The following is a 14940-nucleotide window of genomic DNA, read 5'->3' as shown; positions in this document are numbered from 1 at the left end:
GCACAAAATCAGCGTTAACCATTGTGGCAAACGGCCTGTGTGCCAGCCGTGGCGGGAGATTGCGGCCCCGGCATGCGGTGCTAAGATCGCGACCAAAGGAGATTCCCATATGACCAATCCGCTGTTGTCCACCTGGGACACACCATTTGCGCTCGCGCCGTTTGACAAGATTTCCGACGCTGATTTTGCGCCCGCCTTTGAGGAGGCTTTGCTGGCGCATAAAGCTGACGTGGCGGCGATTGCCGATAACGCCGAGGTGCCGACATTTGCCAATACGATTGAGGCGATGGAAGCCGCGGGCGAAGGGCTTGATAAGGTGCTCTCTGTGTTCTTCACTGTGGCGGGTGCGGACAGCAATCCAGCGCGCGAGGCTTTGCAGCGGGAGTTCTCGCCAAAACTGGCGGCGCATAGTGCGGAGATTTCCGCAAACAAGGCGCTCTTTGGTCGGATCAAGACAATCTGGGAAGCGCGCGACACGCTGGACCTCACAGAGGAGCAGCAGCGGGTGTTGATGCTGACCCATCGCGGCTTTGTGCGGGGTGGTGCAGCGCTTGAGGGCGCTGAGGATGCGCGCATGAAAGAGATCAAATCTCGATTGGCTGTTCTGGGGACAGAGTTCACCCAGAACCTGTTGGCGGATGAGCGCGAGTGGTTCATGTCGTTGGCCGAAGCGGATCTGGAAGGGCTGCCCGACTTTGTGGTGGATGCGGCGCGCGCGGCTGGCGAGGAGAAAGAGGTAGGCGGGCCCGTTGTGACGCTGTCGCGTTCGTTGATTGTGCCGTTCCTGCAGTTTTCACCGCGCCGCGATCTTCGGGAGAAAGCCTTTGAGGCCTGGGCTGCGCGCGGGGCCAATGGCGGTGCAACTGACAACCGTGAGATTGCTGCGGAGATCCTGTCGCTGCGTGAGGAACGCGCCAAGCTTTTGGGCTACGCGAGCTTTGCGGATTATAAGCTTGAGACCGAGATGGCAAAGACGCCCGGTGCGGTGCGGGATCTGTTGATGGCGGTTTGGGAGCCAGCCAAGGCGCGCGCGGAGGCGGATGCGGCTGTGCTGACAGAGATGATGCATGCGGATGGTGTGAATGGTGATCTGGCTCCTTGGGACTGGCGCTACTATGCGGAGAAGCGGCGCAAGGCGGAGCATGATCTGGATGAGGCGGCGCTCAAGCCCTACCTGCAGCTTGATCGGATGATCGAGGCAAGCTTTGCCTGTGCAACCCGCCTGTTTGGGTTGGAGTTCAAAGAGCTGGATGTGCCGCTTTATCACGAAGACTGCCGGGCCTGGGATGTGACACGAGACGGCGAACATGTGGCGGTGTTCATCGGCGATTACTTTGCGCGCGGGAGCAAACGCTCCGGGGCCTGGTGTTCTGCGATGCGGGCGCAGGCGAAATTCCCCGAGGTACAGGCGCCTGTGGTGATCAATGTCTGCAATTTTGCAAAGGGTGATCCGGCGCTCCTGAGCTATGATGATGCGCGCACGCTGTTCCATGAGTTCGGCCATGCGCTGCACCAGATGCTGTCCAATGTGACCTATGAGAGCATTTCAGGCACCTCCGTGGCTCGGGATTTTGTGGAGTTGCCCAGCCAGCTTTACGAACATTGGCTCGAGGTGCCAGAGGTGCTGGCGGAATATGCCACGCATGCAGAGACCGGTGCAGCGATGCCCAAAGAGATGCTGGAAAAAGTGTTGGGGGCGGCGAATTTCGATCAGGGGTTTGCCACGGTGGAATATGTCGCCTCGGCCCTGGTGGATCTGGCGTTCCACGAGGGGGCTGCGCCAAAGGATCCGATGGCCAAGCAATCCGAGGTTCTGGCAGAGCTGGGCATGCCCGCGGCGATCACCATGCGCCACGCCACACCACATTTCGCCCATGTCTTCGCCGGGGACGGCTACAGCTCCGGGTATTATAGTTACATGTGGTCAGAGGTGATGGATGCGGATGCGTTTGAAGCCTTTGAGGAGGCCGGAAGCGCCTTTGATTCTGACACAGCCAAAGCGCTGGAAACGCATATCCTTTCCACCGGGGGATCGGTGGATGCGGGACAGCTTTATGAGCGGTTCCGGGGGCGTTTGCCTGGCGTCGAAGCTCTTTTGAAAGGGCGCGGGCTCACCGCCTAAGGCCATTTAATAAAAGCAAAAAGACCCGCGCTGGCAGAGGCTGGCGCGGGTCTTTTTATTGGCGAGGTAAGCCAAGTTGGAGACACTAGCCAATCACGCTGTGGCCGCGATTTTGCATACAGCGGATCAGTACGTCACGGCGGGTGTGGTCGCGCTCCGAAGCGGCTTCGGCAGAGCCGACAAGACCGCCCACGGCGGCGCCAACCACGGCACCTTCGAGTGCATCATCCGCATCAGCCGCGCCGATCAGCCCGCCGACAACTGCGCCGGTGGCGGCATATTCCGTGCCGGTGCCGTCTTTGAATGTCGCGGCCTGGGTGTGGCATTCTGCGTAGTCGTCATTGAAATTTGCGTTGCGGGTGCCGTCCACGGTCAGAGGACGGTCCACTGGCGCCGTGCAGGCGCCAAGCGCCATGGCAGAGCACAGGCAGGCGATCAATGCATTGTGGGACAGTTTGCGGTTGGTCATCATTCATTCCTTTTTTGAAAATCGGTTCGTCTTGATGGCGGCTACCTAAGAGGAGTCGTTTTTCAATTCAAGAGGAAAGTTTTATGTTTTACGTAAAAGATTGCATGTTTAGCTTAATTGAATTACTGAGGGGCAATAACTTTGGGAGCAAAACATGAAATTAGTCGCCCGCCTCGCCATGCTGATCACCCTTGTTTACTTCACCTTCGGGTGGTCGGTTTTGTGGATCGGCGCCTTTATGGGGCATGCAGAGATGCTGGCGGACACGTTTGATCTGCCGCTTGATATGGCGGTGCCGCCGCATTGGGCGCTGATTGTGGGAATGACGATGATGTGGCCTGCGCTGTTCAGCCTTGGGTTGGGGTTTTGGGCGCTGGACCGGATTTTGATGCTGCGCGATCCGCAGGATTTCGCCCGCATGGGGCAACATCTGCGGTTGTGTGCCTGGGCGTTTTTGGGGTTCTGGTTGCTCAACGCGCTTAATGTCGCGATGCAACCCGTGGTTTTGAGCGCCCATCTGGCAGCGGCGCTGCGGCCTGAGATTGAGTATATCGACATTGATATCGACGTGGTTTTCCTGGTGCTTGCGGCGGTTTTCTTTGCGATCAGCCGATCTCTCAATCAGGCGCAAGAAATTGCTGACGAGAACAGCCAGTTCCTGTAGGAGGCCGCATGCCCATACGCATCAACCTCGATCTTGAACTGGTCAAACGCAAAATGACCTCGCGCGAACTGGCGCAAGCAATTGGTTTGACGGAAACCAACCTGAGCCTGCTGAAATCGGGCAAGGTGAAGGGCATCCGGTTTAATACGCTGGAGGCGATCTGCGCGCATCTGGGCTGCCAGCCTGGCGATATTCTGGAGTATGTGCCTGAGGATGAGTAGGGGCCTTAGGGGCGCTGCCCTCGCCCCAACGGGTTGGGGCTTCACCCCGGATATTTGACGAATGAGAAAAGCCCGGGCGGTGTAGCCCGGGCTTTCTGTTTTATTGGTGATGCTTAGCAGATGCGCGTCAGATGCTCTGGTCGTAGTCGCCAACACCGGGCTCGGTGCGGATCACCGCGTCGATGTCGGCAAAGATGGCGCGCATTTCTGCTTCGCTTTCGGCGCTTTCAATCACCACCACAAGGTTCGGGGTATTTGAAGAGGCGCGCACAAGGCCCCAGCTGCCGTTGTCGAGAATGACGCGGGCGCCGTTGACGGTGACCACCTCTTTGATGGCGCGGCCAGCGACGGTTTCACCAGCCTCATGTTTGGCAACAAGCTTCTCCACCAGACGTTCAAGAATGTCGTATTTCTCGGTGTCAGCCGCATAGGGCGACATGGTGGGGGTGGACCAGGTTTTGGGCAGGGCCTTGCGCAGGTCAGACATCTTCATATCCGGGTTGCGGTCGAGCATTTTGCAAACCTCAACGGCGACGCGCATGCCGCAGTCATAGCCACGGCCAATTGGCTCGGCGAGGAAGTAGTGGCCGGATTTTTCAAAGCCCGCAAGCGCGCCGAGTTCATGTACACGGCGTTTCATGTGGCTGTGGCCGGTTTTCCAGTAGTCGGTTTTGGCACCGGTGGCGAGCAGATCAGGGTCCGCCGCGTAAAGGCCGGTGGATTTTACGTCAGCCACAAAGGTTGCGTTGGGATAGATCTTGCCCAGATCTTTGGCCATGATCACGCCAACCTTGTCGGCAAAGATCTCTTCGCCTTCGTCATCCACCACCCCGCAGCGGTCGCCGTCGCCGTCAAAACCTAGCGCCAGATCTGCGCCGGAGGCTTTCACGCTGTCTGACATGTCGTGCAGCATCAGCATGGCTTCGGGGTTGGGATTGTAGTTGGGGAAGGTGTAGTCAAGCTCACAATGGCTTTCGACCACTTCAACGCCGATGCGTTTGAAGATTTCCGGCGCAAAGGCGGCGGCGGTGCCGTTGCCGGTCGCGCAGACCACTTTCAGTGGGCGGGACATTTTGAAATCGCCCACCAGATCGTCGATATAGGCCTCGCGCACACCGTCCACGACCTCATGTTTGCCGCCCTCATGGGCGTCAAAATCACCATTGAGTACGATGTCGCGCAGCTCGGCCATCTCATCCGGGCCATGGGTCAGAGGCTTTTCAAAGCCCATTTTCACGCCGGTCCAGCCATTGGGGTTGTGGGAGGCGGTCACCATCGCGACGGCAGGTGTGTTCAGATGAAACTGCGCAAAATAGGCCATGGGCGAAAGCGCGGGGCCGATGTCTTTGACATGGATGCCTGCTTTCATGAGGCCCACGATCAGCGCCATTTTGATGGCCACGGAGTAGTCGCGATAGTCGTTGCCCACAGCGATCACCGGCTCGATCCCGCGACGGCGCATTTGGGTGCCCAGACCAAAGCCAAGCGCGGTCATGCCGGGCAGGTTGATCTCCTCGGGGAATTGCCAGCGCGCGTCATATTCGCGAAAGCCGGTGGGCTTGATCATCGGGTCGCGCAGAAATTCCCAAGTGTTGGGGCGCACATCGGCAATCGGTTTCATCATTTCAAAGTCTCTCTAACAAAATGTGGTCCGTGGTCGTCAAAAAGGGGCGATCATACGATCAGATCGAGATCGGGTTGGCCTTTGCCAAAGCATCAAATTGCATCAGGGAGGTGACAAGCGCGCCCATTTGATCCAGCGGGATCATATTGGGGCCGTCAGAAGGGGCGGTGTCCGGATTTTCATGCGTTTCGATGAAAACAGCAGCGGTTCCGATACTCACTGCGGCGCGGGCCATCACCGGTGCGAACTCACGCTGGCCGCCGGAGCTGCCGCCCTGACCGCCGGGTTGTTGCACGGAGTGGGTGGCATCCATCACCACGGGATAGCCGGTTTTGGCCATCTGCGGCAGCGAGCGCATGTCGGCCACAAGGGTGTTGTAGCCAAAGGAGGTGCCGCGTTCGGTCAGCAGGATGTTTGTGTTTCCGGTGCTCTCGATCTTGGTGACAATGTTGCCCATTTCCCAAGGGGCGAGGAACTGGCCCTTTTTGACATTGACGGCCGCACCGGTGTTGCCCGCTGCCAGTAGCATGTCTGTTTGGCGGCAGAGAAACGCGGGAATTTGCAGAATGTCCACGGCCTCAGCCGCGATGGCGCATTGTTCCTCGGTGTGAACATCGGTCAGCACGGGCACGCCAAAATCCTTGCGGATGCCATCCAGCACGGCGAGGCCTGCCTCAATGCCCATGCCGCGAATGCCGGAAAGGGAGGTGCGGTTGGCCTTGTCGTAGCTGGCCTTGAAGACATACTGCGCGCCGGCAGCTTCGCAGGCTTCTTTCATAGTGCCGGCGATCATCTCAGCGTGGTCTTTGCTCTCCAGCTGGCAGGGGCCTGCGATGACGGTCAGCGGGAGATCATTGCCGATGGTGAGATTGCCGACGTTTACATGTTTCATCACGAAGATACCTGTTCTCTGAGGATGGACGCTGTGAGCGAGATCATCAGATAGATGCCTGAAAAGATCAGGAAGGCCAAGATCGTGTTTTCAAACTTGCGTGGATAAGACGGGTCCTCTGAGGCGACAGGTACAACAGATGTGGTGAGGTAGCGCACCTGGCGGTTTGCCTCGAGCTCCGTCTGCTTGAGAGTTTGCAGCGCGGATTGCATCAATAGGTCGGCGGTGGCCAGATCAGCCTGCGCCATCTGGATTTGCGCGGTCTGCTGGGCCAGAGAGCTTTCGCCTTGTGTGGCCTCGGTCATCTCGCTTTGCAGCCGTGCCAAAAGCGCATTGAGGCGGCGGATGTCACCGCGCACACCGTCGACACGTGCCTGATTGGGGCGGGCATTGTCTTCAAGAGCGGCGAGTTGCAGCTCTTTTTCCTGCAGCTGGATCTGCACGTTGGAGATTTGCTGGCGCAGGGAGGCGATCACCCCTTCGGGGTCAAGGATGGTGGTTTCCTGCAGGCCAACCATGGCCGCCTGAGCCTCGCGCCGTTCGGCTTTGGCCTGCTCAAGGCTGGCGCGGGCATCGCGCAACTGGTCTTCGCGCTTGCGCTGGGAAAGGTCATCAACCCGTTGTTCCGCATAACCAATCAGCGCTTCGGCAAAGCGGGCGGAGGTTTGCGGATCAGGGGTGGCGATCTCCATGCGGATCACGCCCTCGGTGGGGTCGTAGCCGATTTTGACGTATTTTTTGTAGAGCTTATACGCTTCCTCATTGGAGGCGTCTGTGTCCAACCGTTGGATCGGATCGACATTTTGCTCGCTGAAGGTGGCCTTGAAGCCTTCATCGGCATCCAGCCGCAGCATCGCGTCTTTGGAGGCGAGGTAGCTTTGTGTGGCGATGCTGTCCTGATTGGTGGCAAATTGCGTGCCTGACAGCAGCCCGCCAATACCGCCTGAGCCGCCTGCGGCGTCGGCCTGCAAAATCAGGAACTCGGATTTGGTGGAATACATCGGTGTTGCCACCGAATAGAAATACCAGCCAGCAAACAGCGTTGGCAGAAACACAAAAGCGGAAAGGCGCGCCAGCAAGAGCAGCATACGCTTGCGGCGACGGCGCGCGATGTCTTTCTGGATTTCCCCAATTTCCAGCGCCCGCATTTCTGAGGGCGACATGGTTTCGGTGGAAGGCAGATTGGATTTGCCGACAGGCATGGTTTGCGGGAGCTGAACACGGCCACCGGCAGGAGCTTTCTCGCCCTTGGAGGTGGGCATCAGATCGAGCATGTTGGTGCGCTGGAACGGATCAATGCCAGCGTTGCGCAACACACGCACGGCGTCATAATCCGAGGTGGCGGGCAATTCGTTCTTTTGCGCCATACGGCGGGCCATGCGCAACTGACGGCCTGTCAGACCTTCGCGTTTGATGGCGTCGATTTCTGCTTCTGCGCCCTGTGGCGTGGGCTGCTCGGGCGCGGCTTGTGATGTGGGGACGGCGGCGCCGTTGTCGGGGGCGGATTGTGCGGCGCCTGCCGGATGCATTCCCTTTTTCACCACCTGAACCGGCGGGCGCGTGGGGGCAGCCCCCGGCGCGGCGTTGTGCGGGGCGCCACCTGCTGCGGGGACATCCAGGGACTCTGACCGGCGGATGCGGAATTTCTTAGCCTTGGGTTTGGTAGTCATAGAGCTGTTTTGCCTCTTCCAAGGTGTCGAACATATAGAGCTTGCCATTCAGCAGCACGGCGGCTGAGCGTGCAAATTTTTCCAGCACCTGGGGCTGGTGTGACACGATCACAATTGTGGTGGTGCGCAGGCGTTCGCGCAGCACATCACCGGCTTTCTTGTTGAATTCCACATCGGTTGACGAGGGCATGCCCTCGTCGATCAGATACATATCAAAATCCAGCGCGAGCATCAGCGCGAATGTGAAGCGCGAGCGCATGCCGGAGGAGTAGGTCCCCAGCGGTTGGTCAAAATACTCACCCAGATTGCAGAGCCAGCGGCAGAAGGCCTCCACATAGTCCGGATCAAGACCGTAAAGGCGCGCGATATAGCGGCTGTTTTCCACGGCGGTGTGTTTGTTGACCACGCCGCCCATAAACCCAAGTGGGAAGGAGATGCGGCATTCGCGGCGGATCACACCCTCATCGGGTTTCTCCAAACCGGCCATCATATTGATCAGAGTGGTTTTGCCGGTGCCATTGGGCGCGAGAATGCCGAGAGAATTGCCCAACTCCACGCGAAAAGACACCTGCTCAAGGATGACCTTGCGCTGCGTGCCCGTCCAAAAGGACTTACTCACGTTGTCGAACTCGAGCATCGACTGCTCCCGGTACTGCTCAAATGTGCGTATACTTGGGTAAGTGTAGCGCATGATTGTTAACGCTCTGTCGGCGATTTGCTCCAATATGGAGGATTGTGATGTCTATTAGCAACTATCTGCGGCAAGAATTGGGCAATAAACACATAAAACTGCAGCGGATTTCGCACAGTTGTGAAGGCACGCCAGCGTGGGCCGACAGCAGGATGAAAAAATACCGGCGCCGCGAGGGGCAGCGCCGGTAGATCGTCTTGATGGAAGCGGGCTTTAGGCGACCGCTTGCCAGATGGAGCCTGCTATCAGCGCGCCAAGCATGGCATAGCCGAAATAGGCGGCAAAGACGCGGGGTTTGACCAACGCCCAGACGGCAATGGCGGCAGGGATGCAGCTGACGCCGCCCGCAATCACAAAGGACATCGCCGCTCCGTTGGACATGCCTTGCTCCACCAAACCGGCGACCAGCGGCACGGCGGCGTAGCCGTTGAGGTAAGCCGGTGCGCCGACCAGAGCGCCGAGAAGGATTGGCATGAAACCCTCGCCGCCCAGAATGCCTGCGATCCATTCCGCCGGGACATAGTGGATCATCAACGCCTCAATCACATAGGCCAGCAGCAGCCATTTCAGCAAAAAGAGGCCGTTTTTAAGCGTGGTTTCACGAAAGGTCACACGGCGGTCGGCGTCTTGCCAGAACTTCCACTCGGGCTTTCCGGAGAAGGGCTTTTGTACGCCACAACAGCCACCTACCTGAGGCTTTTCGCGCAGAGGATCTGTAAACACGGGCGTGGATTTTAACACCATGGTGCCAAAGCCGCCCAGCAGCCCGAGCCCAATGGCTGAGAGCGCTTTGGCTATGGCAAATTCATAGCCCAGCGTGCCGGAGGTGATGGCAAACATGGCCGGATCCATCAGCGGGGAGGCCAGCCAGAAGGCCATAACGGCAGACAGCGGCGCGCCAACGGCCAAGAGCGCTGCGATGAAGGGGATCACCTCACAAGAGCAGAAAGGCGACAGGCCTCCGAGCAGGGCTGCGAAGAAAATCATGCGGGTCTCGCGCCCTTCAAAGGCTTTGGCGAGAAGGTTCTCCGCCCCGGTTGCCTTCAGATAGCCAATGGCAAATACCGCAAACAGAATGAAAGGCGCGGTGTGCAGCAGCGCATCCTTGGTGAAGGTCACTGTTGGCAGGAATTGCGGCCAATCCAAGAGAGCAACCAAGAGCAGGATCATCGCGCTGGCGGCCCAGGCGGCGTCGATCCGCGCCAACTGGCGCCGCAGCGGAGAGGGTGTTTGCGTGAGGTCAGCCATGGGGGTGGTCCTTATCTGGGCTGGGGCTGTCGGCGCAGCATTCTTTCAGAAGGAACGCCGAAAGATCGCGCACCGCGTCATAGGCGACAGCGGCACAAATGATTGAACGGCCTTGCTTTTCCTGGGTCACAAGCCCGGCTTGGGCGAGGATTTTCATATGATGGGTCAGGGTGGAGCCGGTGACGCCGGTGCGTTTGCCAAGCTCGCCAATGGACAGGCCATCCGTGCCTGCGCGCACCAAGCAGCGCAGAACGGCCAGCCGTTGCTCAGAGCCAAGGGCGGCAAAGGTGGAGGCGGCAATCTCTAGAGAGATATCGGAGGGATCAGTGTGTTTCATATTTCTAAAAATATCGAAATAAAACCTTCGTGCAAGGTTTATTTCGAATATTGTCGAAATAAATCGCAACGGTTATCCCTAAACCTATGCAATTGATTGAAGATATTCGGGCCTGCCAAATCTGCGCAGAACGCTTTGCCAAGACTGCCACCGCGCATGAGCCGCGCCCGGTGGCCTGGTTTCAGCCCGGCGCACGCATTTTGGTTGTCGGTCAGGCTCCGGGGGCGCGGGTCCATGAAAGTGGCAAGCCCTTTACCGATCCCTCAGGTGATCGCCTGCGCGACTGGATGGGGATTGGGGCGGACGTTTTTTACGACCAATCAAAGGTGGCGATTGTGCCGATGGCGTTCTGCTTTCCAGGCTACAACGCCAAAGGCAGCGATCTGCCGCCACCGCCCATATGCGCGAAAACATGGCGGCAACAGGTGATGGATGCGCTGGGAGAGGTGCCGCTGACGCTGGTGATCGGCGGCTATGCGCAGAAGTGGCATCTGGGTGTGAAAACCGGCGTGACCGACACGGTGACGCAGTGGCGCGACCATGCGCCGGACGTCTACCCCTTGCCTCATCCCTCCTGGCGCAATACGGCATGGCTGAAGAAACATCCGTGGTTTGCTGAGGAGCTGTTGCCCAGCCTGCAGGCCCGTATCAAGGAGGCTCTGGCGTGAGCGACATGACCCCACTGGATCAGGCCCACATGGCCATGGAAGCGGCCCCGCAGGATGACGGGGCGCGGCTGAGGTTCTATGAACGGCTGGCGGATGCAGAGCTGTTCCTCCTTTTGGAAAAAGAGCCTGAAGGGGACCGCATCGCTCCGGAAATCTTTGAAACCTCGGATGCGCGCTTTGTGCTGGTGTTTGACACCGAAGAGCGTCTGGCGGAATTTGTTGGCCGCGTGGCCCCTTATGCGGCGCTCTCAGGTCGGATCATTGCAACAATGCTGGCAGATCAAGGCATTGGACTGGCCGTGAACCCGGAGGTGGCGCCGTCGTCCATCTTGATTCCGGGAGAGGCGCTTGGCTGGTTGTCTGACACGTTGACCCATGCGCCGGATGAGGTGGAGGCCAAAGTGGAGAGCTTTGCGCCGCCAGCAGGCTTGCCGGAACATCTGATCACCGCTTTGGACATGAAGCTGTCCACGGCTGCGGGGCTCGCCAAAATGGCCTATTTGGTTGGCACCACCTATGAGAATGGCAGCCGATCCCACATGCTTGGGTTTGTGGACACGCTGCCCGGCTCAGAAGGGGCGTTGGCCAAAGCTGTGAATGAAGCGCTGACGTTCTCTGGTATCGAAGCCGGATCGCTGGATGTGGGCTTTTTTGCCGCCAAAGACCCTGTGGCGGCACAGCTCGCCAAATCCGGTCTGCGGTTTGATTTGCCCGAACCGCCAAAAGCGCAGGAATATAAACCGGTTGCGCCGGGAAGCGACCCGGACGCGCCGCCACGCCTGCGCTAAACGCGCCTTTCCTCTTGCCGAAAGTATCCCGGGGTGAATGCCACAGCTTGCTGTGGCAGAGGGGCTGGCCCCTTTACCGCCGGTATAAATCTGCGCTCAGTACCCGGCTGCGCGATCCACGAGGTGCAGAAACGGCTCGCCAGCTTCGCCGCGCCGAATGTTTTCCACCACCACCTGACTGGCGGTTTCCGTGCGGGTTTCTGAGGCAATGTGGGGAGTGACCGTCACATTGGGATGGGCCCAATAGGGGTGATCCGCGGGCAGGGGTTCTATGCGAAAAACATCGAGGGTGGCGTGAGCGATATGGCCGCTATGGAGGGCGGCCAGCAGGGCCTCGTCGTCAATCAGTTGGCCGCGCCCGGGGTTCACGATCATCGCGCCTGCGGGCATTTGCGCGAGACGTTTGGCGTCCAACAGATTTTCCGTGGCAGGAGTCTTGGGCAGAAGCAGCACAAGAATCTCGGCGCGGGAAAGCGCTGCGGAAAGGCCATCCTCACCTGCGAGACATGTCACGCCTTTCACGTCCTTGGGGCGGCGGCTCCAGCCAGCGACATCAAAGCCCAATTGGCTGAGCGTGCTGGCGCAGGCGCTGCCCAATTCCCCTAAGCCCAAGACCGCTACACGACGGTTTTGCGCCAGCGGGGGAATGTGCGGCTCCCAGGTGCCGTCTTGGCCAAGAATGTTGCGATCCATGCCAAGATGATAGCGCATCACATGGCCAACGACCCATTCGACCATGCCCTGTGTCATGCCCGGATCCACCATGCGGGCGAGGGGCGCTTTGAGTGTGGGGTTGCCCACCACGTTTTCGACACCCGCCCAGAGATTCAGCACGGCCTTCAGCCGCGTGTAAGGTGTGAAATCCTGCACCGCGCTGTTGGGGGCATAAATGATGTAGTCGACCTCTTCTGGCGGAAATTCCGTGCGCAGATCGGCTTTGATGCCAGCGGCCGCGAGCCCGGACTTGAGGTGGGGCTCATAGGCCGCCCAACGGTCAGCTTTGGCAGCGAAGAGAACGTTGATCATGTGGCAAACACTCCGGACATGTCGGCAAAACCTTTGATTTCGATCGGGTTGCCGAACGGATCGGTGAAGAACATGGTGCTCTGTTCCCCCGGCTCTCCGGCAAAACGGGTGAAGGGCGCCAGCACAAAATCGACGCCCGCCTCGGTCAGTTTGGTGGCCAATGTATCCCACTCGGCTTTGGGCAGAATCACACCGAGGTGGGGCATGGGCACGAGATGCTCGCCCACATGGCCCGTGGCCGCCGTGGCAAAGGGTTCGCCAAGATGCAGCGAGAGCTGATGGCCAAAGAAGTTATAGTCCACCCAGGTTTCGGTGCTGCGTCCTTCTGCACAGCCGAGCAGACTGCCATAGAAAGCGCGCGCCTGATCAAGGTCGCGGACGTTATAGGCCAGATGAAAAATGCTCATTTGAGGCGCTCCTTTGCGCAAAAGAATAGGGATCTGGCCTCTGGGTAAAAGATGAAAGAGGCTTAGGGTAGCTTGTTTTTCTTTCTTCAGACATAAGGTTTTCTATGGATGTTAGATTTGTGGAAACCTTGCTTGCGGCTGTGGAAGAAGGCTCGCTTGCGGGGGCGGCGCGGCGGCTTGGGATCACGGCGGCGGCTGTGTCACAAAGGGTGGCCGCGCTTGAGGCTGAGCTGTCGGTACCTTTGTTGGTGCGGGCGGGGCGGCAGATGGCACCGACGCCGGATTGTGAGGCGTTGCTGGCGGATCTACGCCAGATGGTGGCGCTGCATGCTGGTTTGGCGGGGAAGCTGAATGCCGAGCAGCTGCGTGGCACGTTGCGGCTCGGGGCGGTGTCCACAGCGCTGAGTGATTTTGGCCCGCAGCTTGTCAGCGCGTTGGAAGTGCAGGCGCCGGAGGTGGCGCTGTCGCTGATCCCGGCGCCATCAGATGAAATTTACGGGAAGTTTGTCGAGGGGCATCTGGATGCGGCGCTGATCGTAGCACCGCCCTTCGCGTTGCCCAAAACCATGACGTTTGAGCGGCTTGCGCGCCAACCTGTCGGGCTTTTGCAGCCGCGCGATGCGCAAAAACCACTGCCCTATGTTCTTTATAAGCGCTCGGCTTGGGGTGGTGCCTTGTGTTGGCAGGCGCTGCAAGCCCATGATCCGGCTCCGCGCATTCTGTGCGAAATGGATGCGGTCGAGATCATCGCGCAGATGGTGGCGGATGGGTTGGGGCAGGCGGTTTTGCCAAAATGGGCTGGGCTTGCCCGCTATCAGGAGGAGCTGGCTTTTGTGCCGTTGGGGGCGGTTTACCGTGACGTTGGCCTGTTGACATGGCGCAGAGATGCACGCCGCCCGGTGATCGCCCTCATGCGCGATATTTTGCGGCAGAAGCCTTAGACTTGGGGGCGGAGTGTTAGCGCGGGCGGTGGACGTGGGCGCTTTGGATCAGGCCAAAGCCCACCATCAAAACCAGCATCGCAGAGCCGCCATAGCTCACCAGAGGCAGCGGCACGCCTACAACAGGTGCAAGGCCCATGACCATGGACATATTCACCGCGAAGAACAGGAAGAATGCCCCGGCGATGCCAAGCGTCAGAAGGGCGGCGTAGCGGTCGCGGTTGGAAATGGCGGAGGCAATGCAGAAGACAATGATCAACCCATAGATCGACAGTAGGGTGACCGCGCCGACATAGCCGAACTCTTCGGCCAGCGTTGTAAAGATAAAGTCCGTGTGCTTTTCCGGCAGGAAGTTCAGGCGGCTCTGGGTGCCTTGCATAAAGCCGCGTCCAGTCCAGCCGCCGGAGCCTAGGGCAATTTTGGATTGGGTGATGTGATAGCCAGCCCCCAAAGGGTCCTGAGATGGGTCTAGAAACGTGTCAATGCGGCGGTATTGGTAGTCTTTCAAAAGTTGCCAAGGGGTGCCGCGGGATTGGAAGACGGCCACAACCACCCCCACAGCCATGCCGATCACGGTGACAAAATAGCCCCAATGCACACCGGCAAGGAACATCACTATGGCGCCGCCGGTGATCAGCAGCAGTGAGGTGCCAAGGTCTGGTTGGCGCAGAACAAACGCCGTGGGTAACAGGATCAGGAACACCGGCAGGATTACCCAGATCAGGCGTGAGGTCTTTTCGGTGGGTAGCCAGTCATAGTAGGCGGCAAGACACATCACGAGGGTGATTTTCATAAGTTCGGAGGGCTGAAGTCGCATAAAACCAAGGTCGATCCAGCGCTGGGCGCCCATGCCGACGCTGCCCATCACCTCCACCGCGACCAGAAGGATCAGGCTGACAAGATAGGCAAATCCGGACACGGACCGCCAGAACCAGATCGGCACCATGGCGACGGTGAACATCACCGCAACGCCGAGCACATAGCGTTTCATCTGAGGTTCTGCCCATGGGTGGAAAGAGCCTCCAGCCACGGAATAAAGCATCAGAAAACCTGCGCCCGCGACGGTGGTCACAAGCAGGAACAGCGCCCAGTTCAGATGCAGAATCTTGCGAAACCCGGTGGGCACATGTTTGACGTTATACTCTAGATAGCTCATGTCCGTGCGCGTTCCT

16 protein-coding genes are annotated in these 14940 nt (G+C 59.0%); 6 read left to right on the top strand and 10 right to left on the bottom strand.

All coding sequences use genetic code 11. The features are described from left to right. The first annotated feature begins 109 nt into the window (after positions 1–109). Complete coding sequence (locus tag J7400_RS07105; protein WP_209061299.1) at positions 110–2122, top strand: M3 family metallopeptidase; 2013 nt, start codon at positions 110–112, stop codon at positions 2120–2122. Between the two features lie 85 nt (positions 2123–2207). Here J7400_RS07105 and J7400_RS07100 read toward each other — a convergent pair whose 3' ends face one another. Next, a complete protein-coding gene (locus J7400_RS07100; protein WP_209061297.1) occupies positions 2208–2591 on the bottom strand; it encodes a glycine zipper 2TM domain-containing protein in 384 nt (127 codons plus the stop codon). Positions 2592–2745: 154 nt separating this feature from the next. Between J7400_RS07100 and J7400_RS07095 the strand changes: the two genes are divergently transcribed. Both J7400_RS07095 and J7400_RS07090 read left to right on the top strand, forming a co-directional pair. After that, the gene (locus tag J7400_RS07095) at positions 2746–3255 is read left to right on the top strand and encodes a hypothetical protein (RefSeq protein WP_209061295.1); all 510 of its coding nucleotides are present in this window, start codon (positions 2746–2748) and stop codon (positions 3253–3255) included. Between the two features lie 8 nt (positions 3256–3263). Beyond that, on the top strand, positions 3264–3476 hold the full coding sequence (locus J7400_RS07090; RefSeq protein ID WP_209061293.1) for a helix-turn-helix transcriptional regulator: 213 nt from the start codon (positions 3264–3266) through the stop codon (positions 3474–3476). A gap of 127 nt (positions 3477–3603) precedes the next feature. Here J7400_RS07090 and J7400_RS07085 read toward each other — a convergent pair whose 3' ends face one another. The 6 genes from J7400_RS07085 to J7400_RS07060 form a co-directional block, all read right to left on the bottom strand. Further along, positions 3604–5100, bottom strand: a complete 1497-nt coding sequence (locus J7400_RS07085) for a phosphomannomutase/phosphoglucomutase (RefSeq protein ID WP_209061291.1) — start codon at positions 5098–5100, stop codon at positions 3604–3606. Between the two features lie 58 nt (positions 5101–5158). Then, positions 5159–5992, bottom strand: coding sequence for a 3-deoxy-8-phosphooctulonate synthase (gene kdsA, locus J7400_RS07080; protein WP_209061289.1), 834 nt, complete (start codon positions 5990–5992; stop codon positions 5159–5161). After that, the gene (locus tag J7400_RS07075; RefSeq protein ID WP_209061269.1) at positions 5992–7662 is read right to left on the bottom strand and encodes a capsule biosynthesis protein; all 1671 of its coding nucleotides are present in this window, start codon (positions 7660–7662) and stop codon (positions 5992–5994) included. The genes kdsA and J7400_RS07075 overlap by 1 nt, the downstream gene beginning before the upstream one ends. Next, positions 7640–8299 carry an ATP-binding cassette domain-containing protein gene (locus tag J7400_RS07070; protein ID WP_209061267.1) on the bottom strand — a complete coding sequence of 220 codons (660 nt, stop codon included), beginning with the start codon at positions 8297–8299 and terminating at the stop codon, positions 7640–7642. Before J7400_RS07070 ends, J7400_RS07075 begins: the two co-directional genes overlap by 23 nt. A 267-nt stretch (positions 8300–8566) precedes the next feature. Beyond that, positions 8567–9601 (bottom strand): permease, encoded by a 1035-nt coding sequence (locus J7400_RS07065; protein ID WP_209061265.1) that lies wholly within the window; start codon positions 9599–9601, stop codon positions 8567–8569. Next, complete coding sequence (locus J7400_RS07060; RefSeq protein ID WP_209061263.1) at positions 9594–9938, bottom strand: metalloregulator ArsR/SmtB family transcription factor; 345 nt, start codon at positions 9936–9938, stop codon at positions 9594–9596. The genes J7400_RS07065 and J7400_RS07060 overlap by 8 nt, the downstream gene beginning before the upstream one ends. Positions 9939–10024: 86 nt before the next feature. Here J7400_RS07060 and J7400_RS07055 point away from each other — a divergent pair, with 86 nt between their 5' ends. Both J7400_RS07055 and J7400_RS07050 read left to right on the top strand, forming a co-directional pair. Continuing rightward, entirely contained in the window at positions 10025–10606 is a 582-nt protein-coding gene (locus J7400_RS07055; RefSeq protein WP_209061261.1) for a uracil-DNA glycosylase family protein, read from the top strand. Next, on the top strand, positions 10603–11394 hold the full coding sequence (locus J7400_RS07050) for an SseB family protein (RefSeq protein WP_209061260.1): 792 nt from the start codon (positions 10603–10605) through the stop codon (positions 11392–11394). Before J7400_RS07055 ends, J7400_RS07050 begins: the two co-directional genes overlap by 4 nt. A gap of 96 nt (positions 11395–11490) precedes the next feature. Here the strand turns inward: J7400_RS07050 and J7400_RS07045 are convergent, their stop codons facing one another. Together J7400_RS07045 and J7400_RS07040 are read right to left on the bottom strand one after the other, a co-directional pair. Next, positions 11491–12420 (bottom strand): glyoxylate/hydroxypyruvate reductase A, encoded by a 930-nt coding sequence (locus tag J7400_RS07045; RefSeq protein ID WP_209061251.1) that lies wholly within the window; start codon positions 12418–12420, stop codon positions 11491–11493. Beyond that, on the bottom strand, positions 12417–12827 hold the full coding sequence (locus J7400_RS07040; protein WP_209061249.1) for a VOC family protein: 411 nt from the start codon (positions 12825–12827) through the stop codon (positions 12417–12419). The genes J7400_RS07045 and J7400_RS07040 overlap by 4 nt, the downstream gene beginning before the upstream one ends. Before the next feature lie 104 nt (positions 12828–12931). On the opposite strand from J7400_RS07040, the gene J7400_RS07035 reads away from it, so the two are divergent. After that, complete coding sequence (locus tag J7400_RS07035; RefSeq protein ID WP_209061240.1) at positions 12932–13768, top strand: LysR family transcriptional regulator; 837 nt, start codon at positions 12932–12934, stop codon at positions 13766–13768. Positions 13769–13784: 16 nt separating this feature from the next. On the opposite strand, the gene rodA is transcribed toward J7400_RS07035, so the two are convergent. After that, positions 13785–14924, bottom strand: coding sequence for a rod shape-determining protein RodA (gene rodA / locus J7400_RS07030; RefSeq protein ID WP_209061238.1), 1140 nt, complete (start codon positions 14922–14924; stop codon positions 13785–13787). Positions 14925–14940 lie beyond the last annotated feature (16 nt).

Origin of the sequence: Shimia sp. R9_2 (assembly GCF_017743735.1) — a bacterium.
In the GTDB taxonomy this organism is placed as follows: domain Bacteria; phylum Pseudomonadota; class Alphaproteobacteria; order Rhodobacterales; family Rhodobacteraceae; genus Shimia.
This window is presented reverse-complemented; position numbering and strand designations above follow the sequence as displayed.

Excerpts from the sequence above, each read along its gene's own strand:
- J7400_RS07045 (WP_209061251.1), bottom strand. The coding sequence starts at position 12,420 with ATGATCAACGTTCTCTTCGCTGCCAAAGCTGACCGTTGGGCGGCCTAT.
- J7400_RS07065 (WP_209061265.1), bottom strand. The coding sequence starts at position 9,601 with ATGGCTGACCTCACGCAAACACCCTCTCCGCTGCGGCGCCAGTTGGCG.
- J7400_RS07060 (WP_209061263.1), bottom strand. The coding sequence starts at position 9,938 with ATGAAACACACTGATCCCTCCGATATCTCTCTAGAGATTGCCGCCTCC.
- J7400_RS07075 (WP_209061269.1), bottom strand. The coding sequence starts at position 7,662 with ATGACTACCAAACCCAAGGCTAAGAAATTCCGCATCCGCCGGTCAGAG.
- J7400_RS07085 (WP_209061291.1), bottom strand. The coding sequence starts at position 5,100 with ATGATGAAACCGATTGCCGATGTGCGCCCCAACACTTGGGAATTTCTG.
- J7400_RS07070 (WP_209061267.1), bottom strand. The coding sequence starts at position 8,299 with ATGCTCGAGTTCGACAACGTGAGTAAGTCCTTTTGGACGGGCACGCAG.
- rodA (WP_209061238.1), bottom strand. The coding sequence starts at position 14,924 with ATGAGCTATCTAGAGTATAACGTCAAACATGTGCCCACCGGGTTTCGC.
- J7400_RS07100 (WP_209061297.1), bottom strand. The coding sequence starts at position 2,591 with ATGACCAACCGCAAACTGTCCCACAATGCATTGATCGCCTGCCTGTGC.
- J7400_RS07095 (WP_209061295.1), top strand. The coding sequence starts at position 2,746 with ATGAAATTAGTCGCCCGCCTCGCCATGCTGATCACCCTTGTTTACTTC.
- J7400_RS07105 (WP_209061299.1), top strand. The coding sequence starts at position 110 with ATGACCAATCCGCTGTTGTCCACCTGGGACACACCATTTGCGCTCGCG.
- J7400_RS07040 (WP_209061249.1), bottom strand. The coding sequence starts at position 12,827 with ATGAGCATTTTTCATCTGGCCTATAACGTCCGCGACCTTGATCAGGCG.
- J7400_RS07055 (WP_209061261.1), top strand. The coding sequence starts at position 10,025 with ATGCAATTGATTGAAGATATTCGGGCCTGCCAAATCTGCGCAGAACGC.
- J7400_RS07090 (WP_209061293.1), top strand. The coding sequence starts at position 3,264 with ATGCCCATACGCATCAACCTCGATCTTGAACTGGTCAAACGCAAAATG.
- kdsA (WP_209061289.1), bottom strand. The coding sequence starts at position 5,992 with ATGAAACATGTAAACGTCGGCAATCTCACCATCGGCAATGATCTCCCG.
- J7400_RS07035 (WP_209061240.1), top strand. The coding sequence starts at position 12,932 with ATGGATGTTAGATTTGTGGAAACCTTGCTTGCGGCTGTGGAAGAAGGC.